Origin of the sequence: Nocardioides sp. TF02-7 (assembly GCF_022437945.1) — a bacterium.
GTDB lineage: Bacteria > Actinomycetota > Actinomycetes > Propionibacteriales > Nocardioidaceae > Nocardioides.
In genome coordinates, this window is sequence record NZ_CP092535.1 from 1,022,246 (window position 1) to 1,049,225 (window position 26,980).

Sequence of the window (26,980 nt, forward strand, 5' to 3'; positions counted from 1 at the left end):
CCCGCCGGCCCGAGCACCGGCGGGGCGGGGCGGCTCCGGTCGCCCTGGCTCCTCCTGCCCGCCCCTGCCCCCGCACCGGGCGCACCCCGCCGCCCGGGACCCCCATCGGAAAGGCCTCGCCGTGAGACCCGTCGGCGTCAACACCTGGGTGTGGACCTCCCCGCTCACCGACACCAACCTCCCCGACCTGCTGCGCCACGTCGCCGCTCTCGGCTTCGACGCCGTCGAGCTGCCGCTCGAGAACGTCGGCGACATCAGCCCCGGACCCACCCGCACCGTGCTCGACGAGACCGGCCTGACGCCGTACGTCGTCGGCGCGATGGCGCCGGGCCGCGACCTGGTCGCCACGACCCCCGCGACCGTCGCCGCCACCCACGACTACCTGCGGGCCTGCATCGACCTGGCCGCCGAGATCGGCGCCGCCTCCGTCTGCGGGCCGTTCTACGCACAGACCGGCCGGGTCTGGCGGATGACCCCGGACGAGAGGACCGCCGCCTATCGGGAGTGGCGGGACAACCTGGCCCCGGTCGTCGAGCACGCCGCCGACCGCGGCGTGCAGGTCGGCATCGAGCCGCTCAACCGCTACGAGACCTCCCTGGTCAACACCGTCGACCAGGCGCTCGACGCCCTCGACCCGCTGCTCGGCCCCTCGCTCGGCCTGGCGCTCGACACCTACCACCTCAACATCGAGGAGCGGTCGAGCGCCGACGCGGTCCCGCCGCGCCGGCGCGCACCTGGTGCACGTCCAGGTCTGCGGCAGCGACCGCGGCGCCCCCGGCGGCGACCAGACCGACTGGCCGGCGCTCCTGGCCGCCCTCGACGAGGTCGGCTACGACGGCGCCGTCAACATCGAGAGCTTCACCCCCGACAACGCGGCGATCGCCGTGGCGGCGTCGATCTGGCGCCCGCTCGCAGCCACGCCCGACGACCTGGCCCGCGACGGGCTGGCGTTCCTGCGCACCCTGAGCCCGCGCACGACCCCGACCACCCCGACCACCCCGACCACCCCGACCACAGAGCCCGCAGGAGGCGTGCGATGACCGAGCCGATCCGGGTGGCCGTGATCGGCTACTCCTTCATGGGCAAGGCCCACTCCAACGCGTGGCGCAACGTCGGTGCGTTCTTCCCCGACGCACCCTCGGTCGAGCAGGCGGTGCTGGTCGGGCGCGACGTCGCGGCCGTGAAGACGGCCGCCCACCAGTACGGCTGGGCCGAGGCGGCGACCGACTGGGTCGAGGTGGTCCGACGCGACGACATCGACCTGGTCGACGTCTGCACGCCGGGCAACAGCCACTGCGAGATCGCCCTCGCCGCGCTCGAGGCCGGCAAGCACGTGCTGGTCGAGAAGCCGCTCGCCAACAGCGTCGGCGAGGCCGAGCGGCTCGTGGCCGCGGCCGACCGGGCCCGCGCCGCCGGCGTCCGTTCCGCCGTCGGGTTCAACTACCGCCGGGTCCCCGCGATCGCCCTCGCCCGCGAGCTGATCGCCGACGGCGTGATCGGCACCGTGCGGCAGGTCCGCGGCGCCTACCTCCAGGACTGGCTGGCCGACGCGTCGGCGCCGATGACCTGGCGGCTGCGCAAGGAGTCGGCCGGCTCCGGCGTCCTCGGCGACCTCGGCTCGCACGTGGTCGACCTGGTGCAGCACCTGCTCGGCGAGCCGGTGGTGTCGGCCCAGGGGCGGCTGCGGACGTTCGTGCCGACCCGCCCCGGTCCGGACGGGCCCGAGGAGGTCACCGTCGACGACGCCGCGTGGGCGACCCTCGAGACCGCCTCCGGCGCGGTCGCCAGCGTCGAGGTCAGCCGGATGGCCACCGGCCGCAAGAACGGCCTCACCCTCGAGGTCTACGGCGACCGCGGCGCGCTCGCGTTCGACCTGGAGCGCCTCAACGAGCTGCACGTGCAGGACCGACCCGACGGGAGGGCCACCGGGCTGCAGCGGGTGGTGGTCACCGAGCCCGACCACCCCTCGATCGGGGCGTGGTGGCCGCCGGGGCACGTGCTCGGCTGGGACCACACCTTCACCATCCAGGCCGCCGACCTGCTCGGCGCGATCGCCGCGGGCACCGACCCGACCCCGACGTTCGCGGACGGGCTCGCCGTGCAGCAGGCGCTGACCGCGATCGAGGCGTCGTCGGACCGCGACGGCGCCCGCGTCGCCGTCCGACCCGAGGAGCACTGATGGGCAAGCGCTTCACGCTGTTCACCGGCCAGTGGATCGACCTCACGCTCGAGGAGGTCGCCGGGCTGGCGGCCGGGTGGGGCTACGACGGCCTCGAGATCGCCGTGTCCGGCGAGCACCTGGACCCGTGGCGGGTCGACGAGGAGGGCTACGTCGAGGGCCGGCTCGAGATCCTGCGCAGGCACGGCCTCGAGTGCTGGGCGATCTCCAACCACCTCACCGGCCAGGCCGTCTGCGACGACCCGATCGACTTCCGCCACCAGGCGATCGTGCGCGACCGGGTGTGGGGCGACGGCGACCCCGAGGGCGTCCGGCAGCGCGCGGCCGAGGAGCTGAAGCTGACCGCGCGGCTGGCGCGGAAGATGGGCGTCGACGTCGTGGTCGGCTTCACCGGCTCCTCGATCTGGCAGTACGTCGCGATGTTCCCGCCGGTGCCCGGCGACCGGATCGACGCCGGCTACCAGGACTTCGCCGACCGGTGGAACCCGATCCTCGACGTGTTCGACGAGCACGGCGTCCGGTTCGCCCACGAGGTGCACCCCTCGGAGATCGCCTACGACTACTGGTCGACGAAGCGGGCCCTCGAAGCGGTGGACAACCGGGCGGCGTTCGGGATCAACTGGGACCCCAGCCACATGATGTGGCAGGGACTCGACCCGGTCGCGTTCATCACCGACTTCGCCGACCGGATCTACCACGTCGACTGCAAGGACACCCGGATGAGGATGGGCGGCGGCCGCAACGGCATCCTCTCCTCCCACCTGCCCTGGGGCGACCAGCACCGCGGCTGGGACTTCGTGTCGACCGGCCGTGGCGACGTACCGTGGGAGGACGCCTTCCGCGCACTCGCCGCGATCGGCTACACCGGCCCGGTCTCGGTCGAGTGGGAGGACGCCGGGATGGACCGGCTCCACGGTGCGCGTGAGGCGCTGGAGTTCCTCAAGCGGTTCGACTACGACCAGCCGGCGGCGTCGTTCGACGCGGCGTTCTCGAAGCAGAGCGAGGACTGACGCGGGACGACCGGCTGCAGCGCGCAGGGCGCGCAACCCAGACGTCGGGACCGCATCGGGTGGTCCTGCGAGGAAGGAGCTGTCATGTGCTTCGGTTTCGACGGTGAGACCGCGCTCCAGGAGTCGCTCGCCCGCAAGGGAGCCAAGCGACGAGGGTTGCTCACCGCTGCGGCGGGTGGCGCGGCCGCGCTCACGGTCGGCAGCCAGACCGCTGCGTCGGCGCACCGTGGTCGGCCGCACGGCGGGCCGTGGGGCCACGACCACCGCCGCCGGTCGATCCCCCACGACAAGATCTCGATCCAGCTCTACACGCTGCGCGACGCGCTCGGGGGCGAGCCCGGCTTCGACGTCGTGCTGCAGCGGCTCGCCCAGTACGGCTACGAGAAGGTCGAGCTGGCCGGCTACTACGGCCGCACCGCCAAGGAGCTGCGCAAGTTCCTCGACGGGCTCGACATCCGGGCGACGTCCAGCCACGACGGGATCAGCAGCTCGCGCTCCGCGCTGCGGACCAAGCTCGAGAACGCCGCGACCCTGCGCCAGCGCTACGTCGTCGTCCCCTACCTCGCGTCCGACTCGCTGAGCGACTGGCAGCAGTGGGCCGACCAGATGAACGAGGAGGCGGCGCTCGCCCGTCGCTACGGGCTCCGCTACGGCTACCACAACCACGCCCACGAGTTCACGACCGACCTCGGCGGCGGCGTCACGCCGTGGGAGGTGCTGACCGACCGGCTCGACCCGCGGCTCGTGCACCTGGAGGTCGACCTCTACTGGGCGTTCACCGGCGGCGTGAACTCCGGCGCCTCCGACCCCCACCGGTTCACCATCGACGTGATCCGCGACGCCCCGCAGGCGGTGCGGCAGTACCACGTCAAGGACCGCGACGGCACCACCGGCGACATGTGCGACCTCGGCACCGGCGTCATCGACTTCCCGCGGATCTTCCGCAAGCACCGCGTGGAGGAGTACATCGTCGAGAACGACACCCCCGACGTCTCGCCGCTCACCTCGGCTGCCGTCGGCCACCTCTACCTCGACCACCTGGAGTACTGAGACCCGACCGGGGGGACGGGCCGGGTCCCGGCCCGTGGGGCGAAGGGCCCCGGACCTGCACGAGGGCGCGGGTCCGGGGCCCTTCCGCGTCGACAGTGGGTCGGCCGGGCAGGGATCGATCCCGCGCGGGTGTCAGCCGAGCAGGTCGGCGACGTGGCGGGCGACGTGGTCGCCGAAGAGCCGGTGCCCCTCGGCGGTGAGGTGCAGGCCGTCGGCCAGGAACGGCAGGTCGAGGGCGACCATGGAGAGGTACGTCGCCCCGTGGCGGCGGGCGAGACCGGACAGGAGCCGGTCGACGTCGGGCACCCGGCCGGCGCGCGCGGGCGCGAGCACAGGGCCGACGACGAGGACCGGCCGGTCCCCCACCGCCGCCATCAGCGCCTCGAACCCCTCCACGACCGCCGTACGCGGCTGGTCGACGTCGTTGAGCCCGCCCTCGACCACGACCAGCGCCGTGTCGGCCTGCAGCGAGCGCGGCGCCCGGCGTGCGTAGGACAGGTCGCCGCAGGGGCTGGCCCCGCGGCTGAACCCGGACCCGGAGAACCCGTCGACCCGCACCGTGCCGGGCAGCCGCGACGGCCACGACTCGGGGGAGCCGCACACCCAGCCCGGCGGCGTAGGAGTCACCGATGACGAGCACCTGGTCCTCGGTGCGCACCGTGCGGGTGACGACCGCGGCGCGGTCGCGGGCGGCCTCGCGGTAGCGCGTGCAGCGGTCCTCGTCGGCGCCCGCCTGGGTGGTCACGATCGTGAAGGTAGCCGCGATCCCCGCGGCCATACCGGCCGCGGCCGCCAACGCTCCCCGGATCCGCACCCAGCGATGATCGACGCCCGGCCCCGCCCGTGTCAGGCGATTTCCGCAACCGTTGCCGATCCGTCACCGCGGCGGCCGGCGGAACACCACCACCGCGACCACGAGCGCCGCCGCCATCATCGCCACCGGCAGCGCCAGCGCCACCTGCATCGCCTCGCTCACCTGCGGCGCCACGGCCGCGCGGTCGGCCGTGGGCAGTGCCTGGAGGTCGCCGATGCCGTCGCCGACGGTCGCCGGGAGGCGCGAGGAGAGCGCCGTCGCGAGCACCACCGCGACCGCCGCCGTGGTCACCGACGTCGCCAGCTGGTTGAGGACGTTGATCATCGTGGTCCCGGACGGGATGTCGGGGTCGTCGAGGGTCCGGGTGGCCATCGTGATCGTGGGGAGCATGGTGGCGCCGGCCCCGGTCGTCGCCACCGCCAGGAACGGCAGCAGCTGCCAGTAGGGCGTCGTCGGGCCGAGGAGCAGCGCGAACCCGGCGTACCCCACGACGGCGAGGCAGATGCCCGCGCCGATGACCCGCAGGGGGCGGCACCCGGTCGACGAGCCGACCGGCGACCTGGATGGACACGCCGGCGAGGACGGCCTGCGGCACCATCAGCAGCCCGGCGGTCGTGGCGGTCTCGCCCCGCGCCACCTGGAAGTACAGCGGCACCAGCACGATGGTCGAGAAGTACGCGCCCGCGAAGAGCACCAGCAGCAAAGCCCCGCCGCCGGTGTGCCGGCGCGCCAGCAGCCGGACGTCGAGGAGCGGTCGCGCGGTGCGGAGGGCGTGGCGGGCGAAGACGGCGAGCAGGACCAGCGCGCCGGCGACCGGGAGGACGACCGACGCACGCAGGAGGTCGCCCTCGGCCAGCGAGGTGCCGAGCACGAGCATGGCCATGGCGGGCGGCAGGAGGAGGAGACCGCGACCGTCGAGCCGCACGACGCGGTCCCCGGCGACCCGCGGGAGGTTGCGGCGTGCCAGCCAGATCCCGAGCAGGCCGACCGGCACGTTGACGAGGAAGATCCACCGCCAGGAGAGATGGTCCAGCAGCCAACCGCCCATCGGCGGGCCGAGCACCGGACCGACCAGGACCGGCAGGCCCAGCAGCGACATCACCCGGCCGCGCTCCCCGCCGGGGCCGCCCGCAGCGCGAGCGTCATCGCCGCCGGCATCACGAAGCCGCCACCGAGACCCTGCACCACCCGGAAGGCGATCATGCTCGGCGCGTCCCAGGAGCACGCCACCAGCACCGACCCCAGCGTGAAGACGCCGAGCGCCGCCAGGAAGACGGTGCGCGCCCCGTGACGGCCGATCGCCCACGCCGCCGCCGGGATCACCGTCGCGAGCGCCAGGGTGTAGCCGGTGCTCACCCACTGGATGACCGGCAGCGACGCGCCGGTCTCCTGTGCCAGTCGGGTGAGCGCGACCGCCACGACGGTGATGTCGAGCGGGATCAGGACCGTCCCCGCGACCACGGTCAGGGCGACGACCGTGGCCCGGCGAGACCGGTCCTTGTCAGTGGACGGGAGGGGGTTCTCGGTCAGCGAAGGCATGCGCCCGAGTCTTCAAGTTGAACCTAACTTCAGGTCAAGACCTGCGACCGACCTCCGCTTGCCCGACCGCCTCTTCGAAGCCACTCGGTGCCTCAGCTGCGCGCCCGAGACCGAACTGGGGAAGATCGGATGAGCTATCGCAGTCCGATCTTCCCCACTCCCGCTCTCCGGTGCCGGAACTCCGGTCAGACGGCGTACGCCGCGAGCTCGCCGGCGAGTGCCTCGGTGGCGCGACCGCTGATCCGGGTGCCGTCGGCGGTGTGCTCGAGCGAGGTGATCTCGCCGTGCCGGTGGATCTGGTCGACGAGGTCGCCGCGGGCGTAGGGCAGCAGCGCGTCGAACTCCACCTGCGGGCGTGGCAGGTCGGCCTCGATCGCGGCGAGCGCCCCCTCGATCCCCTCCCCCGTGCGGGCGGAGACGGCGACCGAGTGCGGCTCGCGCTGCTTGAGACGGGCCACCGCCATCGGGTCGGCGACGTCGACCTTGTTGACGAGGATCAGCTCGGGGATGTCGGCCGCGCCGATCTCGGCGAGCACCTCGCGGACCGCGCCGATCTGGCCCTCGGGGTCGGCGTGCGACCCGTCGACCACGTGCACGATGAGGTCGGCGTCGGCGACCTCCTCCAGCGTGCTGCGGAACGCCTCGACCAGCTGGTGCGGGAGGTGCCGCACGAACCCGACGGTGTCGCTCATCGTGTAGATGCGGCCGTCGGAGGCCTGCGCGCGCCGCGTGGTCGGGTCGAGGGTCGCGAACAGCGCGTCCTCGACCAGCACGCCGGCTCCGGTGAGCCGGTTGAGCAGCGAGGACTTGCCGGCGTTGGTGTAGCCCGCGATGGCGACCGACGGCACGGCGTTGCGGCGCCGCTCCTGCCGCATCGTGCTGCGGGTGCCGGCCATCGCCTTCAGCTCGCGGCGGAGCTTGGCGATCCGGTCGTTGATGCGGCGCCGGTCGGTCTCGATCTTGGTCTCACCGGGACCACGGCCACCGATACCGGCGCCGCCGGCGACGCGGCCACCGACCTGGCGGGACAGGTTGCCGCCCCAGCCGCGCAGCCGCTGCTTCATGTAGTTGAGCTGGGCGAGCTCGACCTGCGCCTTGCCCTCCTTCGACTTCGCGTGCTGGGCGAAGATGTCGAGGATCAGCGCGGTGCGGTCGACGACCTTGACCTTGAGCCGGTCCTCCAGGTTGCGCAGCTGCGACGGGGCGAGCTCGCCGTCGCAGATCACGGTGTCGGCGCCGGTCGCCAGGACGATCTCCTTGAGCGCGTCGACCTTGCCGCGACCGATGTACGTCGCCGGGTCGGGGTACTGCCGGCGCTGGTAGATCGCCTCCAGGACCTCGGACCCGGCGGTCTCCGCGAGCAGCGCCAGCTCGGCGAGCGAGTTCTCGGCGTCGGTGACGGTGCCGTCGGTCCAGACGCCGGCGAGCACCACCCGCTCGAGGCGGAGCTGGCGGTACTCGACCTCGGTGATGTCCTCGAGCTCGGTGCGCAGGCTCGCCACGCGGCGCAGGTCGTGGCGCGCGGCGAGGTCGAGGTCGCCGGTGGTCGGGTCCTCCGGGTCGGGGTCGGCGTACCCGGACTCGAAGCCGTCGTCCTCGGCCTGGTCGGTGTCAGCGGCGTCGGCGGTGTCGTAGGGGTCCTCGGCCTCCCAGCCCGCGGTGCGCGCGAGCTCGGCCTCGAGGGAGAAGTCTTCAGCGTGGTTCGTCATATGCCTGCCAGCGTAGGTCGGTTGCGTCCACCTGTGCGAACAAGTTTCCGCGGCCCCCTGTTCCGACCCCGCGACGCACTATTTGCGGGTCCGCACTTTCTGCGGCATCCTGGTGCGGTGACCAAGGACGACGACCCGGCCGCAGGGCCTGGCACGGAGCGGCTGGCCGCCGTACGCCGGGCGCTCGACGAGGCCGAGGGCCGGGATTCCGTCGGTGCCCTCCCCTACCTTCGGGAGGCGGCCGACCGGTTGACCGAGCTGATCGACGAGTCGATGGCGGTCGCCGTGCTGTCCGGCGGGGCGTCGCTGCGCAGCGCCGGCGCCAGTGCCGGGCTGACGGAGAACGCCGTCGGCCCGCGCCTCGCCCGCACGCGTGCTCTCGGGGCGTACGCCGACGAGCGCGGGCGGGTGACGGCGGCGGCGGTCGAGCGGGCCAAGTACGACCTCGAGTCCGGGGCGCCGCGGCAACCGGCCGCGGCGCCGCCACCGATGCGGTTCAAGCCGCGTCGACCCACCCAGTGACGGGACCTGCCGAGCAGGACCCGGGAACGGAGCAGCGATGACGCGAGCCGACCTCACCCACCTGTACTTCCTCCTCGACCGCAGCGGGTCGATGCAGTCGATCAAGTCCGACACCGAGGGCGGCTTCGCGGCGTTCGTCGACGAGCAGCGCAAGGCGCCCGGCGAGTGCCGGGTGACGCTCGCCCAGTTCGACGACCGCTACGACGTCGTCTACTCCTCCGTCCCGCTGGCCGACGTCCCGCCGCTCGTCCTCCAGCCGCGCGGCAGCACCGCCCTCCTCGACGCGATGGGCAGGCTGGTGACCTCGGCCGGCGACGAGCTGGCCGCGATGCCGGAGGACCAGCGGCCCGGCACCGTCATCGTCGCGGTCATGACCGACGGCCACGAGAACGCCAGCCGCGAGTGGACCCACCCGGCGATCAAGGCGCTCGTGGAGCAGCAGACCACCGACTACGCCTGGCAGTTCCTCTACATGGGCGCCGACCAGGACGCCATCGAGGTCGGCACCAGCCTCGGCGTCGCCGCCGGCGCCTCGGTCACCTACGGCCGCGGCAAGACCCGCGACGCGATGCGGCTCAACGGCGAGAAGCTCGGCAAGATGCGGGCCGCCCGCGCGGCAGCTCCGGCCGGCGCACCGGCGCCGATGATGGAGGAGTTCAGCGCCGCCGAGCGGCGCTCGGTCGCGGACTGAACGCCCCATTGCTCGGCCGCCGGTCGGCCCCCGGTCCCACGGCGGCCGACCGGCCGCGGAGCACATTTGTTAGGTTGCTGTGCGCAACCAAGCCGGGACGGCGGCCGCTCGGGGCCCACCGGCAGGGGTTGCTGACGAGGACGCCGGCGTCCGAGCCGGTGTCCGTGGCCCACCGGAAGGTGTGACCGGGCACGTGCCTTTGATCGAGTTCGCGGACGTCCACAAGATCTTCGGACGCCGGCCACTGCGGGCTGCCCAGAGCCTGCGGGAGGGGGCGACCAGGGAGGACCTACGACGGCAGGGTTACACCGCCGCCGTCATCGACGCCTCCTTCGCCGTCGAGCCGGGCCAGATCTTCGTGGTGATGGGACTGTCGGGTTCCGGCAAGTCGACGCTGATCCGGATGGCCAACGGGCTGCTGGAGCCGACCACCGGCACCGTCACGGTCGCCGGCTCCGACCTGACCGCGCTCGACGCGCGCGGCCTGCGCGCCGTACGCCGCGAGAAGGTCAGCATGGTCTTCCAGCACTTCGCGCTGCTGCCGCACCGCACCGTCGGCGAGAACGCCGCCTACGGGCTCAAGGTCCGCGGCCTCAACCGCGCCGACCGCGAGCGCCGCGCCGAGCGGGCGCTGGGGCTGGTCGGGCTCGGCGGCTGGGGCGGCCACCTGCCGGGCGAGCTGTCCGGCGGCATGCGGCAGCGGGTCGGCCTCGCCCGCGCGCTGGCGGCCGAGACCGACGTGATGCTGATGGACGAGGCGTTCAGCGCGCTCGACCCGCTGATCCGCCGCGAGATGCAGGACCAGCTCGTCGAGCTGCAGCACGAACTGGGCAAGACCATCCTGTTCATCACCCACGACCTCAACGAGGCGATGCGGCTCGGCGACCGGATCGCGATGATGCGCGACGGCCGGATCGTCCAGCAGGGCACGGCCGAGGAAATCCTCAACGACCCGGCCACCGACTACGTCGCCCAGTTCGTGCAGGACGTCGACCGCACGCGGATCCTCACCGCGTCGTCGGTCATGGAGCCCCCGGTCGCCGTGCTCGGCGCCGAGCAGGGCCCGCGCGCCGCCCACAAGCTGATCCGCGAGAACCAGCTCAGCGGGCTGATGGTCGTCGACCGCCACCGCCGCCTGCGCGGCGCGGTCACCGAGGGCGCGGCCGCCGAGGCGGTCCGCGCCGGCCGCGACGACCTCGCCGGCATCGTCACCGAGCCCGCCACGGTCGCGCCCGACACCCCGGTCGCCGACCTGTTCACCGCCGCCGCCGAGAGCCCGCTGCCGCTCGCCGTGGTCGACGCGGACCAGCGGCTGCTCGGCGTCGTCGCGCGGGTGACGCTGCTCAGCGCGCTCGGCAGCGTCGCCACCGCACCCGACACGCCCCCTGCCGGGGAACCGGCGCTCGTCGGGGTGGAAGGAGCGTGACCGGGATGACGACGATGACCGTGACCATGACGAGGACGACGGCCGCCGAGCTCTCGCTCGACGAGCGGGTCGACGGCGTGCCGCGGCTGCCGGTCGGCGAGTGGGTCAACGACGGCTTCCGCTGGATCCAGGACCACTGGGGCGAGTTCCTCCGCACCGTCGGCGACACGATCTCCGAGTCGGTGGACTGGATCGTCGAGCTGCTCAACGGGCCGGCGCCGCTGGTCGTCGCCGTCGTGTTCGCGGCGTTGGCGTGGCTGGCCAAGGACTGGCGGCTCGGGGTCGGCACCTTCCTCGGGATGGCGTTCATCATCTCCATGGAGCAGTGGGAGAACGCGATGCAGACCCTGGGCCTGGTCGCGTTCGCGACGCTCGTCGCCCTGGTGCTCTCGATCCCGCTCGGCATCCTCGCGGCGCGGTGGGGAGTGGTTCAGCCGCGTGGTCCGGCCGGTGATGGACCTGATGCAGACCATGCCGGCGTTCGTGTGGCTGGTGCCGGTCGTGTCGTTGTTCGGGCTCGACATCGCCGCCGGCGTCGTCGCCACCGTGATCTTCGCGCTGCCGCCGGGGGTGCGGCTCACCGAGCTCGGCATCCGGCAGGTCGACGCCGAGGTCGTCGAGGCCGGCCACGCGTTCGGCGCGACGCCGCGCCAGATCCTCCGCGAGGTGCAGCTCCCGCTCGCGATGCCGACGGTGATGGCCGGCGTCAACCAGGTGATCATGCTCGCCCTGTCCATGGCCGTCATCGCCGGCCTGGTGGGCGCGGGCGGCCTGGGTGGCGCGGTCACGACCTCGATCTCCCGGCTCGACGTCGGCCTCGGGTTCGAGGCCGGGCTGTCGGTCGTCGTGCTCGCCATCTTCCTCGACCGGGTCACCGCCGGCGCCGGGGGGCGCAAGCCCGGCCAGGGCCGCCTCCGGTCCCTGCTGGTCCGCGCCACCGGCCGTCGTACGCCGGCCGAGGCGGCGCCCGCGGCCGAGGTGGTCGCCGACGCGGAGCCCGTGCGCGTCGGCTGACCCCTGCCCGGTCCCCTCAGCGAGATCGACGGAAGGAGCCTGCCCACCCCGACCATCCATCTGCAAGGAACCTCTCTCGGGAACCGAGGGCGGGACGCGCCCGCCCGGAGCAAAGGAAACGACGAATGAAGCGCAAGAGGACGACGAACCGAGTCGTGGCAGCAGCGTTGGCGGCCACCGTGGGGCTGACCCTCGCCGCCTGTGGGTCCGACGACAGCGACGGCGGCAGCGACGACGGGGGCGACACGATCACCCTCGGGATCATCCCCTCGTGGACCGACGGCCTGTCGATGGCCTACCTGTGGAAGAACGTGCTCGAGGACGAGGGCTACACGGTGGAGATCGAGGAGGTCACCGAGGCGGCGCCCCTCTACACCGGGGTCGCCCAGGGTGACGTCGACGTCTACCCGTCGGCCTGGCCGGAGGTCACCCACGCCTCCTACATGGAGAAGTACGGCGACGACCTCGAGGTCCTCGGCACCTACTACGACGACGCGAAGCTGACGTTCGCGGTGCCGGAGTACACCGACATCGACTCCATCGAGGACCTGACCGGCGAGGCCGACCGGTTCGACGGCCGGATCGTCGGCATCGAGCCCGGCGCCGGCCTGACCGAGGTCACCACGAACTCGGTGATGCCGGAGTACGGCCTCGACGGCGACTACGAGCTGGTCACCTCCTCCACGACCGCGATGCTGGCCGAGCTGGAGACCGCGGTGAACAACGAGGAGGACATCGTGGTCACGCTGTGGCGGCCGTTCTGGGCCAACAGCGCCTACCCGGTGAAGGACCTCGAGGACCCGAAGGGCGCGCTCGGCGAGCCCGAGGGCCTGGCCGCGGTCGCGACCGACGGCTTCTCCGACGAGTTCCCCGACGTCGCCGAGATGATGGCCAACGCCACGCTCGACGACGACCAGTACGGCAGCCTCGAGGACCTCGTCGTCAACGAGTTCGGCGAGGGCAAGGAGGAGGAGGCCGTCGCGCAGTGGCTGGAGGACAACCCGGACTGGGTGGAGAGCCTCAGCAGCTGACCGGCTGACCGGCTGACCGGCTGACCGGCTGACCGGCTGACCGGCTGACCGACGCCACGGAGCCGGGGACGTCATACGGAGCGAGGGCGATCGCCCACCGTTCGTATGACGTCCCCGGCTCGCGCTACTTCGGGGGCATCCGGATCCCGCCGTCGACGCGCACGACCTCGGCGTTGAGGTAGGGGTTGGTGAGGCACTCCACCACCATCGAGGCGAGCTCGTCGGGGCGGCCGAGCCGCTTGGGGAACAGCACGCTCTCGCCGAGCTTGGCCTTGAACGCCTCGGCCTGCTCGCCCTCGCCATAGATCGGGGTGTCGACGAGACCCGGCGCGACGGTGCTGAGGCGGATCCCGGCGGCCGCCAGGTCGCGCGCCACCGGCAGGGTCATGCCGACGACACCGCCCTTGGAGGCGGAGTACGCCGCCTGGCCGATCTGGCCGTCGAACGCGGCCACCGACGCGAGGTTGACGATCGCACCGCGGCAGCCGTCGGCGTCGGGTTCGTTGCCGTTCATCGCCGTCGCCGCCTGCCGGACCATGTCGAAGGTGCCGATCAGGTTGATCTGGATGACCTTCGTGAACGCCTCGAGCGAGTGCGCGGACTCGAGGGTGCCGTCGCGGCCGATGGTGCGCTGCGCCCACCCGATGCCGGCGGAGTTGACGACCGCGCGCAGCGGCGCGATCTCGGTCGCGGCCCGGACGGCCGCGCCGACCTGCTCGGTGTCGGTGACGTCGACCAGGGCGAACACGCCCCCGATCTCCTCGGCGAGCGCCTCGCCCTTGTCGGTCTGCAGGTCGGCCACGACGACGGTCGCGCCGAGTGCGGCCAGCCGGCGGGCGCACGCGGCGCCGATGCCCGAGGCCGCGCCGGTGACGATGGCGGATGAGCTGGTGAGATCCATGCCGGGACTGTAGCGACCCGGGTCAGCGGGGGTCAGGCGGTCGGCACCGCCTCGTCCACCTCGGCCGGCTCGTCGAGGGGACCGGGGGCCCCGAGGAGGAAGCCCTGGCCCAGCGTCACGCCGAGGGCGGAGAGGCAGTCGCGCTCGGCCGTCGTCTCGATCCCCTCCGCCACGACCCGCGAGCCGGTGCGCTGTGCGAAGAGCATCGCGCCGGCGACCACCGCCTGCAGCATCGGGTCGGTGTCAATGCCGCGGATGAGCGACATGTCGAGCTTGACCAGGTCGGGCCGGATCGTCACGATCCGCTGCACGTTGGAGAACCCGACCCCGAAGTCGTCGATCGCGATCATGGCGCCGCGGTGACGCAGGTCGTCGATCGCCAGCATCACCTCGGCGGTGTAGTCGACGAGGTCGGACTCGGTGACCTCGATGACGATGCCGGTGAGGTCCCTCGGCAGCGCCTCCTGCAGCTCGGTGGTCAGGAGCGTCGCGAGACCGGCGTTGAGCGTCAGCAGCCCCGACCCGGTCCACCCGGCCAGCGCGCTGCGGACCGCGGCGGCCTCCAGCAGTGCCGTGCTGCCCTCACGCGCTGCCCGGGCGAAGGCCTCGCGGGGTCCCTCCCCCTCGAACCGGCTGAGCGCCTCGTGGCCGAGCACCTCACCGGTGCGCAGGTCGACGATCGGCTGGTAGACGGCCCGCGGCTGGCCGACGACAGGTTGCCCGGCGGTCGACGGGGTGACCACGCTGGCGCCGGCCCCGTCGTGGAAGGCGATCCGGTTCCGACCGGCGTGCTTGGCGTGGTAGAGCGCGACGTCGGCCCGGCCCACCAGGTCGGCGGGGTCCTCGACGCCGTCCCACACGGCGTACCCGATCGAGCAGGTCTGGCCGTGCGGCACCGACCTGCGCAGCCGGTCGAGGAGCGCCCCCGGCGTCCGCGGAGGTCACGTTGGGCACGAGCACGGTGAACTCCTCGCCACCGAACCGGGCCAGGAACCCGTCGCCGGCCAGGATCCCGGCCCACGCGGCGGCGGTCTCCTTGAGGACGAGGTCGCCCCGCACGTGCCCGTAGGTGTCGTTGAACAGCTTGAACCGGTCCATGTCGAGGACGGCGACGACCAGCGGCTTGCCGGCGTCGCGGGCGTGCGCGCAGGCGCGGGACAGCTCGTGGTCCCACGAGCGCCGGTTGGCAATGCCGGTGAGACCGTCGCGGCGGGCCAGGGCCGCCAGCTGCACGGCGTTGGACTGGAGGTCGCGGATCAGGTCGCCGAGCCGGACGACCACCAGCACCGCCGCCACGCAGCCCGCGACCAGCACGGCCCAGGACCCGCGGCCCCACCCGGTCAGGTGGTTCACCTGGTCGGTCACCGGCGCGAGCATCAGCGCGGTGCCCAGCCACACCATCCGGGCGACGGTGATGCGCTCGCGTCGCTCGGGAGCCGGCTCGGACAGCGCGTGGGCCGAGGGGTGCAGCGCGGCGAAGCCGAGCAGCACGTACCCCAGCAGGTAGCCGACGTCGACCCACGGCGTGTACTCCACCCCCGGCGAGGGTGCTGGTCACGTAGCCCAGGTCGGCGACCAGAAGCACGCCCACCGAGCCGATGATCGCCCAGAGGGCCCGGTTGCTGGCCATCCCGCCGGTCAGCATCCGAAACACCAGCGCGAGCACGAGCAGGTCGGCGGCGGGGTAGGCGCCCGCCACCACCTGCCCGAACAGGGTGGTCCCGCCCTCCGCGGCCGCGGGGGGCGATCAGGAACACGATCCCGACGGCGGTCGCGCCGGTGGTGAGGATCGCCGCGTCGAGCACGGCCGCGCGGTCGCGGCTGCGCCGACGGCTGCGGACGAGCCAGAGGATCCCGAGTGCGAGCGCCGGGTAGCTGGCGAGGTAGGCGACGTCGGCCAAGGACGGGTAGGGCTCGATGTGCAGGACGTTGTCGTAGAGCACCCAGAGCGCGTCGGCGCCGAGGAACAGCGCCTGGGCGGCGAAGAACGCCCACCAGATCCGCCGCCGGGCCGGTGGCATCCGCAGCGCGCCGACGAGCGACAGGGCCGTGCCGTAGCCCGCCGCCACCAGGTAGACGACCGCGTCGCCGACGAGCGTGCCCATCGTCAGCGCGAACGCCGCGACCAGCACCAGTCCCACGCCGAGCGCCACGTACGCCGACCGCACGGCCGCCGCGTCACCGGACGGGCGGACGCCCGTCTCCTCATTCGTCCCCATGTCGGCCTCGTGCCCTCGCGTCCTGCTCCTCGGGGCACCCGGACGGCTGCCCGGCCAGAGCATCGCACCGAGGCCGGCTCGGCGCCGCACATCGGCCGGAATCGGACCGATCGGAGGAGCGGGCCCCTCCTTCGTGCCTAGTCACCGCCGGCAGCCCGCGCGGCCGGCGGTGACCGGCCGGGTCCCGTCAACCGCGCTCGACGGGCAGCCAGAGCTCGCAGGTCGCGGTCGTGAAGTCGGCGTCGTGCTCGAGCACGGCGACCAACGACGGACCGGGCCGCAGCCGCCACGGGTTCGACGGGAACCACTCGGTCGCCGTCGCCGCCCAGGTGTCCTGCAACACGCGCGGGTGCGGTCCCTCGGTGGTGAACACCGCCCAGCTGCCCGCGGGTGCGGCGATGGCGTCGAGGTCGTCCGGCGTCGGGGTGTCGTCGGTGACCGCCACCCCGTGCAGGTAGGTCAGCTCGCTGCCCTCCTCGTAGGCCGGCTCGGGCTGGTGGCTGACCTGGAGCAAGCCGCCGGGGGTGGCGTTGCCGAGGTCCTTGAGCCGCTGGTGCTCGGCCATCGGGATCGCCGCGACGTGGTCGCGGACGTGGGGGGTTGACGCCCTCGTGGACCAACGGCACCTGGGCGGCGTGGCCGACCAGGCGGAACGAGGGCTGCTCGGTGATGCGGACGTGCACGGGGTCTCTCCCTTCGACGGTCAGGCGGAACCTGAGCGGTTGCTGGGTCCGGAGCGGGCCGCCCTTCCGACGCGCGTCGGAGGGACCGACGCCGTGCACCGCGCGGAACGCGCGGCCGAACGCCTCGGTCGAGCCGTAGCCGTGACGGACGGCGATCGTCAGCAGGTCGTCCGTCGAGCCGGTGACGTCCGCGGCTGCGAGCGTCATCCGGCGCCGGCGGACGTACTCCGACAGCGGCATCCCGGCCAGCGACGAGAACATCCGCCGCAGGTGGTACTCCGTCGTCCCGTGCCGCGCCGCCACCGCGGCGACGTCGGTCTCCTCACCGGCGGCGTCCTCGACGGCGTCGACGAGCTGGTTGAGCGCTGCGAGCATCCGGACCCCCTTTCGTCCATCCAGTCTCGGGGGACCGAGGCCGCGCGCGCCCGATCGTCGCGGACCGGTGCGATCGGCCGCACCGAGCGCCGTCAGAGCGCCGTGGTGCCCTCCGCCACGACCACCGCGGGGCCGGTCATCAGCACCCGGTCGTCGGCCGTCCACCGGATCCGCAGGGTGCCGCCCGGGAGGTCGACCCGGTAGTCGACGTCGCGCGCGCCGCCGTCGGCCTCGGCGGCGGCGACCATCACCGCGCACGCGCCGGTGCCGCAGGAGCGGGTCTCCCCCGACCCCCGCTCGTGCACGCGCATCGCGACGTGCCGAGGCGCGCGGCGTACGACGAACTCCACGTTGACGCCCTCGGGGTAGACGGCCGGGTCGTACGCCGGCGGGTCGAGGAGCGCGCCGGCGTCGGCGAGGTCGTCGCCCTCGGGGAGGAGGACGACCGCGTGCGGGTTGCCCATGTCGACGTGCCGCGCGCTCCACCGTCGCCGCCCGCCATGGTCGGTGACGGCGACCTCGGTGTCGCCGAGCAGCTTGGGCGCGCCCATGTCGACGGTGATCTCCCCGTCGGCGCGACCACCCGCGAACTCCAGGGTCTTGACGCCGGCGCGGGTCGCGACCGGCACTGGCGCGGACGGGTCGACGAGGCCGCGCTCGGCGAGGTGGCGCCCGAACACCCGGACTCCGTTGCCGCACATCTCGGAGAACGAGCCGTCGGCGTTGCGGTAGTCCATGAACCACGCGGCGTCCTGCCCGCGACCGGCGGCGACGTGCTCGGTGCGGATCACCCGCAGCACGCCGTCGCCGCCGATGCCGGCCCGGCGGTCGCAGAGCGCGCGCACCCGCGCCGCCGACAGCTCACCGTGCACGACTCCGTCGTGGTCGGGCAGCAGCACGAAGTCGTTCTCGGTGCCGTGGCCCTTGAGGAACGGGTAGGGCGTGCCGGGCAGCTCAGCCATAGAGCCGCTCCTCGTAGCGCGGGCCGTAGTGCGCGTCGAGCACCTCGAGCGGCACGTCCGGGGCCTCGTGCTGCTGGGCGACGACGGCGCGGCGCGGGACGCCCGCCTCGGGTGCCCAGGTCTCCGGCTGCCAGAGCCGGGAGCGGAGAAAGGCCTTCGCACAGTGGTGGAAGACCTCCTCGACCTCGACGACGAGCGCCAGCGCCGGCCGGTGACCCTCGACGACCATCGCGTCGAGGAGGTCGGCGTCGCGGACGAGCCGGGCGCGACCGTTGACGCGCAGCGTGTCGCCGCGGCCGGGGATCAGGAACTGCAGCCCGACGTGCGGGTTGGTCAGGACGTTGCGGTAGCCGTCGGCCCGCCGGTTGCCGGGCCGCTCCGCGAGCGCGATCGTCGTGTCGTCGACGACGTGGGCCAGCCGTCCGGCCGGGTCGCCCTTCGGCGAGACGTCGCACCGTCCGTCGGCGTCGGCGGTCGCGACCACGCAGAACGGCGACGCCGCCAGCCAGGCACGGTCGGTCTCGGTGAGTGCGGAGCGCACCTTGTTCGCGACCCGCTCGGTGGGCTCCCCGAGGAGCGCCGTGAGCTCGGCGGCGTCGGTGATCTCCGTCCAGGCGCTGGTCGTCACCCCCTCCAGGGTAGGGCTCGGCGGCTACCGGTGCCCGGGCCAGCGCCAGGGGCGGACGACGAGCGCCGACCCGCCGCCCCGCCGGCGCGGCTCGGCGACGGCGACCATCGTGCCGTGCCGCCGGAGCTCGATCGCCGCCACGGCACCGATCTCGGCGGCGCTGGTGCCGGGTGCGCCGGCGACCGACAGCACGTGCCCGTAGTCGTCGAGCACGGACCCGTAGGCGTCGATGAACGCCTGCTCCGCGGTGACCGCCGCGGTGTTGCGCTGCGCGGCGCGCGGCGCCGCCACGGCCTCCCGCAGCGACATCCCGAGGTCGAGCCGGTTGAGCAGCACCTGCAGCACCGTGGTGATGATCGTCGAGCCGCCCGGCGAGCCGAGCGCGAGCACGGGCCGGCCGTGCTCCAGCACGATCGTCGGCGACATCGAGCTCCGCGGCCGCTTCCCCGGCTCGATCCGGTTGGGGTCGTCCTCGTCGTAGACCGTCGTGAAGTCGGTGAGCTCGTTGTTGAGCAGGAACCCGCGGCCGGGCACGACGATCCCCGACCCGCCCGTCTGCTCGATGGTGAGCGTGTAGGCCACCACGTTGCCCCCACCTGTCGGCGGTCGTGAGGTGGGTGGTGGAGAGGCCCTCGGTGTCGGGGGTGTCGTCGTCCGGCGCGGTGGTCGGCGGGCACGCGCCGTCGTACGACGTCACGTCGCCGGCGGGGACCGGCTTGGGCGCCGCTGCGTCGGGGTCGATGCCGCACGCGCGCTCGGCGGCGTAGTCGTCGTCGAGGAGGTCGGCGACGGGCACGTCGACGTACGCCGGGTCGCCGACGTAGGCGCCGCGGTCGGCGAACGCGAGCGCGGTCGCCTCGAGGTAGTGGTGCAACGCCTCCGCGGGCTCCATCGACCGCAGGTCGAACCGCTCGAGGATGTTGAGCGCCTCGCCCACCGTCGTGCCGCCGGACGACGACGGCGCCATCCCGTAGACGTCGTGGCCGCGGTACGTCGTGCGCGTCGGCCGCTGGACGAGGGCCCGGTAGCCGGCGAGGTCGGCGGTCGTCATGCTGCCCGGCGGCGCGGGGAGGTCGGTCTGGCCGCTGAGCGGCGGCGCCTGCACGACGCGGGCGATCTCCGCCGCGAGCCGGCCTTCGTAGAACCAGTCGACGCCGCGCTTGCCGAGGAGCCGGTAGGTGCGGGCCAGGTCCGGGTTGCGGAACCGCGACCCGACCCGCGGCAGGCCGTCGTCGAGGAACAGGTCGATGGTCGGCGCGAACGTGCGGAACCGCTCCGCGTTCTCCCGGGTCTGCAGCCGGAACGTCGGGTCGACGACGAACCCGCGGCGCGCGAGCCGGGCGGCCGGGGCCAGCGCGCGGCGCAGCGACAGCCGGCCCCAGCGGTCGAGCGCCTCCTCCCACGTCGCCGGCGTGCCGGGCACGCCGACCGAGACGCCGCTGGTGACCAGGTCGGGCGTGAACGGGTAGGGGCTCGCCGGTGGCCGGGTCGATGAACGCGTCCGGCGTGATGCCCGCCGGCGCCGTCTCCCGGCCGTCGATCGTGTGCACCCGGCCCGACCGGGCGTCGTAGACGACGAAGTAGCCACCGCCGCCGATGCCCGCGCTGTAGGGCTCGGTCACCCCGAGCGCGGCCGCCGTGGCGACCGCCGCGTCGACGGCGTTGCCGCCCCTGCGCAGCACCTCGATCCCCCACCCGCGACGCGTCGGCGTCGACCGAGCTGACCGCCCCGCCGTGACCGACCGCGGTCGGGGTCTTCACCGGCGGCCACGGCGGGCCGCCGCGGTCTCGGGCGGCTGGGGTGGTGGCGGTGGTGGCTGTGGTGGGTGCGGTGGTGGCGGTGTTGGTCGCGGTGTTGGTGGCCGCAGTGCCGGGGCCGGTGGCGGCGCCGAGCAGGGTCAGGGTGAGCGCGGAGGCGGCGACGGCCGCCGCGACGGTGGTGCGACGAGACATGGGTCCTCCCGAGAGCCGAACCCCTTCACCATGCCACGCGGACGGCGGGTGTGTCTCGGGGCGGCGGGCGGTCGTCGTACGGGTGCGGGCGGGGCCGCTGTCCCGCCGTTGTCGGTCGGCGACGTGACGGGCAGAACCTCCACTTGTCCGGCAATGCTTTGCCCGACAAGTTGAGGTTTCCCCGGTCGACCGGGGAAACCTCACGTCGCGGCGCGACCCACCACCCCCACCACCCCCATCAGCCCCAGCCCCCGCCCAGCCTCACCGGTCCTCGAGCAACCGCCCGTCGACCCGGTAGCGCGCGCAGACGAAGCCGGCGTTGCGGGCGGTCTCGAGGAGCTCGAGCTCGAGGCGGCGCGGGAGGAGGGGGCGGCCGGCGCCGAGGGTGACCGGCGCGATCGTGGCGACCACCTCGTCGAGCAGCCCGGCGTCGGCGAACTGGCCGGCGAGGTCGCCGCCGCCGACGACCCAGAGGTCCTTGCCGCCGGCGGCGGCCACCATGTCGTCGTACACCCGGCGGACGTCACCGGAGGCGAAGCGGACGTCAGCCCCGTCGACCGCGGGCATCGCGAGGTCGCGGGTGGTCATCACCCAGGCGGGCATGTCGTAGTACCACTTGTCGGGCTCGTGGGCGAGGACCCACTCGTAGGTCGTCGAGCCCATCACGATCGCTCCGATGTCCTTGATGAACGCGTCGTAGTCGAAGTCGCCGGCGGCCGCGGTGTCCTGCGGCTGGCGCAGCAGCCAGGCGAGCGAATCGTCCGGGTCGGCGAGGAAGCCGTCGAGCGTGGTGGCGGTGTAGTAGACGGCCTTGGGCATCAGGTTCCTGCTTCCTCCCCGCGGCGGGCGCGGAGCCAGTTGATCGGGTCGCCGCCGTCGCGCGCGATCGGGGCGCCGGCGGCGACGAGCATCTGTCGGGCGAGCTGCCGCCGGTGGGCGGCGTAGGTGAGGACGTGCGCGACGACGGCGCTCACCACGAAGCTCTCGGGCGGGTCGCAGAGGGCGTCGATCAGCCGGTCGTCCCAGGCGTTGCGGCGGTCGATGTCGCGTACGGCGGCCAGCCACCGCGGTGCGACGGCGTCGTGCCGGTCGAGCAGCGCGGCCGCGTCGGGGTCGGGTTCGTGCCCGGGGCAGTCGGCGCCCTCGATCGCCGCGACCCACACCTCCTTGGACCGCACCTGGTGCTCGAGCACCGCGGCGACCGACTCCTCCGGGCCGTCCCAGTCGAGCACCGTGAGGCCCGGGAGCCGCGGCTGACGGAACGCCGCTTCGCCGAGCCCCTTGGCCACCTCGATCAGGTCACGGGTGTCGTCGAGGTCGTGCTCGAGGAGCTGGCCGGTGAGCGGGTCCATGGGCTGCTCCTTCGTGTGCACCCACAGCGACATCGGCGGGTGGAAGTGGATCCCGTTGGGGGCCGGCAGCCAATGGCTCTCGGCCGGCGTGCTCGGCGGGTGCCCGAACGCGCGGGTGAACGCCCGGCTGAACCCCTCGACCGACTCGTAGCCCGCCGCCCACGCGGCCTCGGTCACCGTCGCCCCACCGCGCAGCTGCCACGCTGCGCGCTCGAGCATCACCCGGCGCCGCATCGCCACCGGCGCCTCGCCGGCGGCGCGGGAGAGGGTGCGGTTGAAGTGGTACGGCGACGCGTAGGCGTCGTCGGCCATGTCGGCCAGCGTGCGGTTGTCCTCGTCGAGGACCGCGTCGAGCAGCTCGCGGAGCCGGTCCCGCGGGGTGTCGGTCATGACGACGATTCTGGCGCGCGGGCGAGGCCGGCGCCTGACCGTTCTTGCTCAGCCCGCGACGACGGCGAGGGCCCGCTCGACCCGGTCCGGGTCGTCGTGGTCGACCCAGTGGATCCGCGGGTCGTTGCGCCACCACGCCAGCTGGCGGCGGGCGAACTGCCGGGTCGCGACCACGGTCCGGTCCCGTGCCTCCTCGAGGGTGAGCTCCCCCGCGAGGTGGGCGACCACCTGGCGGTAGCCGATGGCCCGCGATGCCGTGCGGCCCTCGGCGAGGCCCTCGTCGAGCAGCCGGCGCACCTCGTCGACGAGCCCGGCGTCGAACATCGCGTCGACGCGCTGCGCGATCCGCTGCTCGAGCAGGTCGCGGTCGATCCGCACGCCGACCTGCACGGTGGCGGGGTCGGCGTACTCCAGCTGCGGGAGGGTCGCGGAGAACGGCCGCCCGGTGATGTCGATGACCTCCAGTGCCCGGACCACCCGGCGTCCGTTGTCGGGGAGGATCCGTGCCGCGGCCTCCGGGTCGCGCTCGGCCAGCAGCGCGTGCAGCGCCGCCGGTCCGCGCTCCTCGAGCTCGGCCTCCCACCGGGCCCGGAGCGTCGGGTCGGTGCCGGGGAACTCGAACCGGTCGAGCACCGCCCGCGTGTAGAGCGCCGACCCGCCGACGAGCACCGGCACCCGCTCGCGGGCCCGCAGGTCGGCGACCACCTCCCGCGCCCACCCCTGGAACTCCGCCACCGTCGCCGGGTCGCGCACCGTCAGCCGGTCGAGGAGGTGGTGCGGGATCCCGCGGCGGTCGGCGGCAGGCAGCTTCGCCGTGCCGATGTCCATGCCGCGGTAGAGCTGCATCGCGTCGGTGTTGACGACCTCGCCGCCCAGGGCCTCGGCGAGGTCGAGGGAGAGCCCCGTCTTGCCCGCGGCCGTGGGGCCGACGATCGCGACGATCGGCACGGGTCGCGGCGCGGCGGGCATGGGTCCAGTCCCCCGCCGGTGGCTAGGTGGCCGCACGCGGCCCGGGTGGGGCCGACCGGTGCGGGGGCGACGCGTGCGGGACGGAAAGACCGGGAGGCCGACGCGATGACGGTCCACGACCCGGCGACGGGCGCCGAGCGGTTCGTGGTCGTGCCGGCGGCGTACGTCTTCCTGCTGCGACCGGTCGACGGTGCTGATGGTGGGTACGGCGGCACGGAGGTGCTGCTCCAGCTCCGCCGCGGCACGGGCTACATGGACGAGCACTGGGCGGCCGCGGCGGCCGGGCACGTCGAGCGCGGCGAGACCGCGGTGGCGGCCGCGCGCCGGGAGGCCGCCGAGGAGGTCGACGTCGCCGACCTCGAGCTGGAGTTCCTCACCGCGATGCAGCGCACCGCCCACGACCTGCCGATCGACGAGCGGATCGACTTCTTCTTCGCCGCCCGGTCCTGGCGCGGCGAGCCGCGGATCGTCGAGCCGGCCAAGTGCGCCGACCTGCGCTGGTTCCCGCTCGACGCGCTGCCCGAGCCGGTCGTGCCGCACGAGCGGGTCGTGCTCGAGGGGCTGCGCGACGGGACGCTGGCCCCGTTGACGGCGTACGGGTTCTGACGCGCGGCAGCTGTCGCAGCCGCCGCAGCAGGTTGCACCGCATGAACCGCGCGCCTGCGGGCACCACCCCTCGGGACGAGGAGGGGAGACACGTATGAGTGAGCAGTCGACCGAGGAGTCCGGGCACTCCGATCCGGAGCAGTACCGGCCGACGTCGGACCTGCCGAAGCCGAAGATCGAGCAGCCGGACCCGCCGCCGGGCGGTCCGCACGCCGTACCGGGCGTGGGCGGCGACGGCGCCTACAGCACCCTGGGCCGCGACCCCGACCCCCTCCCGCAACCCCGCCACCGACGACGAGCTCCCGGCCGAGACCACCGAGCCCGACGACACGGACACCGAGGCGACCCAGGAGAACGAGGCCCAGCCCCGCCCCGACCAGGAGTCGACCGCCTGACCCCTGCGGCGACGAGGTCGAATCGGGCCTCGTGGCGCGTTGATTCGGGCCTTGTGGCGTGCCGAATCGGGTCTCGTGGTGTGCCGAATCGGGTCTCGTGGTGCGTCCAGTCGGGCCTTGTGGTGATCCGCGCTCGCCACGACGTACGAATCAACCCACCACAAGGCCGGAATCAACACGCCACGAGGCCCGAATCAACCCGCCACGACGCCGGATTCAACACACCACAAGGCCGGATTCAACACGCCACGAGGCCCGATTCAACCCACCAGGGCATCGTCGGTCACCGGCTCGTCGGCCTCCGGTTCCTGAGTCACCGGCTCGTCGGCCGCCGGCTCGTCGGCCGCCGGATCCTCGGTCACCGGCTCCTCGACAACGGGCTCCTCGACCGCGGGCTCCTCGACCGCGGGCTCCTCGACCGCGGGCTCCTCGACCACGGGCTCCTCGACCACGGGCTCCTCGACCACCGGCTCCTCGACCACCGGCTCCTCGGGCGCCGGCGGGGCGGGGGCAGCAGCGGGCGAGGAGGCACGCTCGCCACGCTCCTCCGACGGCGTGCGGAACAGCCGGAGGAACGAGCGGGAGTCCACCTCCACGCCGTCGACGAGGAGCGTCATGGTGCCGGCGATCCACGGGAGGCCGCTGGCGACGATCGACACCGGGCCGGGGGCGGTGCCGGCGTAGTCGAAGGTGCAGCTCATCATCTCCAGCGCGACGCGGGTGCACGTCCAGCCGTCGCCGCCGGCCTGCACCAGGCCGGTCGGGGTGTCAGTGAGGTCGAGGAGGAGCTCGATCGCGCGCGGCCCGCCGGCCGGCACGTCCACGCCCGTGGTGATCCGCCACTCCCCCGACCCGGGGGTCACCTGCGACACCGACGTCCGGCCCAGCGTGACGTCGCACGCGAACCACGGGCCGAGGTCGCCGCTCCACCGGGTCTGCGCGCCCTCGGCCAGGACGTAGCCCGGCTGCGCGGCGGCCACCACCGACCACGGGCCCTCGCGACCACCCTCGAGCCGGTAGGTCACCCCGGTCGTCGACGGCAGCCGCACCGAGCCGTAGGTCTCGCACACGGTGATCGGCTGCACCGCCGGAGCGACCGGCCGTACGACGACCGGCACCGGGTCCGGGTCGTCCGGCGTGTCATCCGATGGGGTCGCGGGATCAGTGGGCTCGTCGGCCGGCGGTGTCGTCGGCAGCACCGGGTCGACCGGGCCGTCGGTCGTGACGACGGGGGCCTCCGGCGGCCGCTCTTCCCGCTCGTCCCGCTCCCGAGGATCCGGCCGGTTGCCCGGGTCCGGCCGCTGCCCGGGATCGACCCGCGGCGGCGTGGTCGACGGGACGGTCGGCATCACCGGCGACGGCTCCTCGGCCGTGCTGCGGACCCGCTCGCGCTGGTCGCCGCTGGCGGCAGTGAGACCCCACACGGTCGCGGCGACCGCGGCCACGACGGCCACCGACGCCGCCACCGCCGGCCCCGGGTTGCCCAGGCTGCGCAGCGGTCCACCGCTGACGGTCCCACCCGACGTACCGCCCGCCGAGCCACCGCCGGCCGCGGCCAGGCCACCGGTCCCCCACAGCCACAGGAACGCCTTGCCGGACCCGGGGGCCACCGCGACGAGGACGACCGGCAGCACGTACGCCGCCAGCTTGCGGTTGACCTCCTCGACGGTCGCGAACGCCGTGCTGCAGGTGACGCACCCGGACACGTGCGCCTCGAACCGCGACCGCGCCTTGTCGCCGAGGTCGCCGCGCGCGTACTGGCTCATCCGGGCGTGGGTCCACCGGCACTGCTGCGCGGCGGGGCCGGGGCCGACCTGCAGGTCGAGGTAGGCGCGCTTCAGGCCCTCCCGGGCGCGGTGCGCCAGCGAGGAGACGGCGCCGGGCCGCATGTCCAGCATCGTGGCGACCTCGCCCGGCTTGCGTCCCTCGACCTCCACGTGCCAGAGCACCCGCTGCCAGCTCTCGGGAAGGCTGGAGAGGGCGTCGACGGCGACGGTCTCGTCGAAGCCGTCGACCATCTCCTCCGCCGCCGGCTCCGCGTCGTCGAAGAGCCACGGCTGGTCCGACGCCGGCGCCTCGCGGGTCGCGCGCAGGCCGTCGCGGTAGCCGTTGCGGATCGTGACGTGGAGGTAGGAGCGGAAGTTGCTGGTCGGGCCGTTGCCTGCCCGCAGCTGGGCGAGCACCCGCGCGAACGACTCGGCGGTCAGCTCGTCGGCGTGCTCGGTGCCCACCAGGATGCGCGCGAGGTGCCGCGCTCCCTCGACGTGCGCGCGGTAGAGCTCCTCGAACGCGCCCGTGTCGCCGGCCCGTGCCCGGGCGAGCAGCACGTCGTCAGCCGGGCGGTTCTCTGCGGACGTTCCTTCCGACACGGTTCAGCCTCTTGGTCTCTCGGCGCGACACCCCTGCATCACGCCGGCGAGGCGGCCCGCCCGGTCGATCCGCCTCACCATGATGAACCTCATCTAACCCGGAAAAAGAAAAATTCGAGAAACCGCGTGATGTTCACGTGGTGCGTGCGTCTGGTTCGGTGACGCGCTCGCGAGGAGCGCTGCGGAGAGCAAC

General features: G+C 73.7%; 24 protein-coding genes and 2 pseudogenes. 9 read left to right on the forward strand and 17 right to left on the reverse strand.

Annotation, left to right across the window (positions count from 1 at the left end; translation table 11 throughout):
• Positions 1-121: 121 nt before the first annotated feature.
• The 3 genes from MF408_RS05195 (at position 122) to MF408_RS05205 (ending at position 4,239) form a co-directional block, all read left to right on the forward strand.
• A complete protein-coding gene (locus MF408_RS05195) occupies positions 122-2,179 on the forward strand; it encodes a TIM barrel protein (RefSeq protein WP_240250519.1) in 2,058 nt (685 codons plus the stop codon).
• Positions 2,179-3,189, forward strand: a complete 1,011-nt coding sequence (locus MF408_RS05200; RefSeq protein WP_240250520.1) for a sugar phosphate isomerase/epimerase family protein — start codon at positions 2,179-2,181, stop codon at positions 3,187-3,189. The genes MF408_RS05195 and MF408_RS05200 overlap by 1 nt, the downstream gene beginning before the upstream one ends.
• 84 nt (positions 3,190-3,273) lie before the next feature.
• Complete coding sequence (locus tag MF408_RS05205; protein WP_240250521.1) at positions 3,274-4,239, forward strand: sugar phosphate isomerase/epimerase; 966 nt, start codon at positions 3,274-3,276, stop codon at positions 4,237-4,239.
• Positions 4,240-4,371: 132 nt separating this feature from the next.
• Here MF408_RS05205 and MF408_RS05210 read toward each other — a convergent pair whose 3' ends face one another.
• The 4 genes from MF408_RS05210 to hflX all read right to left on the reverse strand — a co-directional run bounded on the left by MF408_RS05210 (position 4,372) and on the right by hflX (position 8,301).
• The gene (locus MF408_RS05210; RefSeq protein ID WP_240250522.1) at positions 4,372-4,866 is read right to left on the reverse strand and encodes an SGNH/GDSL hydrolase family protein; all 495 of its coding nucleotides are present in this window, start codon (positions 4,864-4,866) and stop codon (positions 4,372-4,374) included.
• Between the two features lie 250 nt (positions 4,867-5,116).
• Positions 5,117-5,542 (reverse strand): hypothetical protein, encoded by a 426-nt coding sequence (locus MF408_RS05215; RefSeq protein WP_240250523.1) that lies wholly within the window; start codon positions 5,540-5,542, stop codon positions 5,117-5,119.
• Positions 5,543-6,151: 609 nt separating this feature from the next.
• Positions 6,152-6,592: an MFS transporter gene (locus MF408_RS05220; RefSeq protein ID WP_240250524.1), complete on the reverse strand. Its 441-nt coding sequence runs from the start codon at positions 6,590-6,592 to the stop codon at positions 6,152-6,154.
• Between the two features lie 185 nt (positions 6,593-6,777).
• Positions 6,778-8,301: a GTPase HflX gene (gene hflX, locus MF408_RS05225; RefSeq protein ID WP_240250525.1), complete on the reverse strand. Its 1,524-nt coding sequence runs from the start codon at positions 8,299-8,301 to the stop codon at positions 6,778-6,780.
• Between the two features lie 117 nt (positions 8,302-8,418).
• Here hflX and MF408_RS05230 point away from each other — a divergent pair, with 117 nt between their 5' ends.
• The 5 genes from MF408_RS05230 to MF408_RS05250 all read left to right on the forward strand — a co-directional run bounded on the left by MF408_RS05230 (position 8,419) and on the right by MF408_RS05250 (position 12,985).
• Positions 8,419-8,823 (forward strand): hypothetical protein, encoded by a 405-nt coding sequence (locus tag MF408_RS05230; RefSeq protein WP_240250526.1) that lies wholly within the window; start codon positions 8,419-8,421, stop codon positions 8,821-8,823.
• Between the two features lie 37 nt (positions 8,824-8,860).
• The gene (locus MF408_RS05235; RefSeq protein ID WP_240250527.1) at positions 8,861-9,514 is read left to right on the forward strand and encodes a vWA domain-containing protein; all 654 of its coding nucleotides are present in this window, start codon (positions 8,861-8,863) and stop codon (positions 9,512-9,514) included.
• A 193-nt stretch (positions 9,515-9,707) separates the two neighbouring features.
• Positions 9,708-10,940 carry a betaine/proline/choline family ABC transporter ATP-binding protein gene (locus MF408_RS05240; protein ID WP_240250528.1) on the forward strand — a complete coding sequence of 411 codons (1,233 nt, stop codon included), beginning with the start codon at positions 9,708-9,710 and terminating at the stop codon, positions 10,938-10,940.
• Between the two features lie 438 nt (positions 10,941-11,378).
• Positions 11,379-11,954: an ABC transporter permease subunit gene (locus tag MF408_RS05245; protein WP_240250529.1), complete on the forward strand. Its 576-nt coding sequence runs from the start codon at positions 11,379-11,381 to the stop codon at positions 11,952-11,954.
• 155 nt (positions 11,955-12,109) lie between these two features.
• A complete protein-coding gene (locus MF408_RS05250) occupies positions 12,110-12,985 on the forward strand; it encodes a glycine betaine ABC transporter substrate-binding protein (RefSeq protein WP_240250530.1) in 876 nt (291 codons plus the stop codon).
• A gap of 124 nt (positions 12,986-13,109) precedes the next feature.
• On the opposite strand, the gene MF408_RS05255 is transcribed toward MF408_RS05250, so the two are convergent.
• From MF408_RS05255 to miaA, 12 genes and pseudogenes are all read right to left on the reverse strand, one after another.
• Positions 13,110-13,886, reverse strand: a complete 777-nt coding sequence (locus tag MF408_RS05255; RefSeq protein WP_240250531.1) for an SDR family NAD(P)-dependent oxidoreductase — start codon at positions 13,884-13,886, stop codon at positions 13,110-13,112.
• A 32-nt stretch (positions 13,887-13,918) separates the two neighbouring features.
• Positions 13,919-14,629, reverse strand: a complete 711-nt coding sequence (locus MF408_RS05260) for an EAL domain-containing protein (protein WP_240250532.1) — start codon at positions 14,627-14,629, stop codon at positions 13,919-13,921.
• A complete protein-coding gene (locus MF408_RS05265; RefSeq protein ID WP_240250533.1) occupies positions 14,544-15,422 on the reverse strand; it encodes a GGDEF domain-containing protein in 879 nt (292 codons plus the stop codon). The genes MF408_RS05260 and MF408_RS05265 overlap by 86 nt, the downstream gene beginning before the upstream one ends.
• 870 nt (positions 15,423-16,292) lie before the next feature.
• Entirely contained in the window at positions 16,293-16,670 is a 378-nt protein-coding gene (locus MF408_RS05270) for a GyrI-like domain-containing protein (RefSeq protein ID WP_240250534.1), read from the reverse strand.
• A 585-nt stretch (positions 16,671-17,255) separates the two neighbouring features.
• Positions 17,256-18,125, reverse strand: a complete 870-nt coding sequence (gene dapF / locus MF408_RS05275; RefSeq protein ID WP_240250535.1) for a diaminopimelate epimerase — start codon at positions 18,123-18,125, stop codon at positions 17,256-17,258.
• Positions 18,118-18,753: a pyridoxamine 5'-phosphate oxidase family protein gene (locus MF408_RS05280; protein ID WP_240250536.1), complete on the reverse strand. Its 636-nt coding sequence runs from the start codon at positions 18,751-18,753 to the stop codon at positions 18,118-18,120. Before MF408_RS05280 ends, dapF begins: the two co-directional genes overlap by 8 nt.
• A gap of 24 nt (positions 18,754-18,777) precedes the next feature.
• Positions 18,778-19,338: a gamma-glutamyltransferase gene (locus MF408_RS05285; RefSeq protein ID WP_240250537.1), complete on the reverse strand. Its 561-nt coding sequence runs from the start codon at positions 19,336-19,338 to the stop codon at positions 18,778-18,780.
• A gap of 61 nt (positions 19,339-19,399) precedes the next feature.
• Positions 19,400-20,341 (reverse strand): annotated as a pseudogene (locus tag MF408_RS05290) (gamma-glutamyltransferase); the annotation flags it as partial.
• A pseudogene (locus MF408_RS24990) lies at positions 20,307-20,435 on the reverse strand (gamma-glutamyltransferase); the annotation flags it as partial. The pseudogenes MF408_RS05290 and MF408_RS24990, both read right to left, overlap by 35 nt.
• Before the next feature lie 532 nt (positions 20,436-20,967).
• Positions 20,968-21,525 (reverse strand): dihydrofolate reductase family protein, encoded by a 558-nt coding sequence (locus MF408_RS05295; RefSeq protein ID WP_240250538.1) that lies wholly within the window; start codon positions 21,523-21,525, stop codon positions 20,968-20,970.
• Positions 21,525-22,448, reverse strand: a complete 924-nt coding sequence (locus MF408_RS05300) for a helix-turn-helix domain-containing protein (protein WP_240250539.1) — start codon at positions 22,446-22,448, stop codon at positions 21,525-21,527. The genes MF408_RS05295 and MF408_RS05300 overlap by 1 nt, the downstream gene beginning before the upstream one ends.
• A gap of 48 nt (positions 22,449-22,496) precedes the next feature.
• The gene (gene miaA / locus MF408_RS05305) at positions 22,497-23,417 is read right to left on the reverse strand and encodes a tRNA (adenosine(37)-N6)-dimethylallyltransferase MiaA (protein ID WP_240250540.1); all 921 of its coding nucleotides are present in this window, start codon (positions 23,415-23,417) and stop codon (positions 22,497-22,499) included.
• 105 nt (positions 23,418-23,522) lie between these two features.
• On the opposite strand from miaA, the gene MF408_RS05310 reads away from it, so the two are divergent.
• Positions 23,523-24,023: an NUDIX domain-containing protein gene (locus MF408_RS05310; RefSeq protein ID WP_240250541.1), complete on the forward strand. Its 501-nt coding sequence runs from the start codon at positions 23,523-23,525 to the stop codon at positions 24,021-24,023.
• A 655-nt stretch (positions 24,024-24,678) separates the two neighbouring features.
• On the opposite strand, the gene MF408_RS05315 is transcribed toward MF408_RS05310, so the two are convergent.
• Positions 24,679-26,787, reverse strand: coding sequence for a sigma-70 family RNA polymerase sigma factor (locus MF408_RS05315; RefSeq protein ID WP_240250542.1), 2,109 nt, complete (start codon positions 26,785-26,787; stop codon positions 24,679-24,681).
• Positions 26,788-26,980 lie beyond the last annotated feature (193 nt).

Bases quoted from the DNA above. Each gene is read 5' to 3' on its own strand.
- MF408_RS05200 (WP_240250520.1), top strand. From the start codon at position 2,179: ATGGGCAAGCGCTTCACGCTGTTCACCGGCCAGTGGATCGACCTCACG.
- MF408_RS05205 (WP_240250521.1), top strand. From the start codon at position 3,274: ATGTGCTTCGGTTTCGACGGTGAGACCGCGCTCCAGGAGTCGCTCGCC.
- MF408_RS05220 (WP_240250524.1), bottom strand. From the start codon at position 6,592: ATGCCTTCGCTGACCGAGAACCCCCTCCCGTCCACTGACAAGGACCGG.
- hflX (WP_240250525.1), bottom strand. From the start codon at position 8,301: ATGACGAACCACGCTGAAGACTTCTCCCTCGAGGCCGAGCTCGCGCGC.
- MF408_RS05235 (WP_240250527.1), top strand. From the start codon at position 8,861: ATGACGCGAGCCGACCTCACCCACCTGTACTTCCTCCTCGACCGCAGC.
- MF408_RS05255 (WP_240250531.1), bottom strand. From the start codon at position 13,886: ATGGATCTCACCAGCTCATCCGCCATCGTCACCGGCGCGGCCTCGGGC.
- MF408_RS05270 (WP_240250534.1), bottom strand. From the start codon at position 16,670: ATGGCCGAGCACCAGCGGCTCAAGGACCTCGGCAACGCCACCCCCGGC.
- dapF (WP_240250535.1), bottom strand. From the start codon at position 18,125: ATGGCTGAGCTGCCCGGCACGCCCTACCCGTTCCTCAAGGGCCACGGC.
- MF408_RS05295 (WP_240250538.1), bottom strand. From the start codon at position 21,525: ATGCCCAAGGCCGTCTACTACACCGCCACCACGCTCGACGGCTTCCTC.
- MF408_RS05300 (WP_240250539.1), bottom strand. From the start codon at position 22,448: ATGACCGACACCCCGCGGGACCGGCTCCGCGAGCTGCTCGACGCGGTC.
- miaA (WP_240250540.1), bottom strand. From the start codon at position 23,417: ATGCCCGCCGCGCCGCGACCCGTGCCGATCGTCGCGATCGTCGGCCCC.
- MF408_RS05310 (WP_240250541.1), top strand. From the start codon at position 23,523: ATGACGGTCCACGACCCGGCGACGGGCGCCGAGCGGTTCGTGGTCGTG.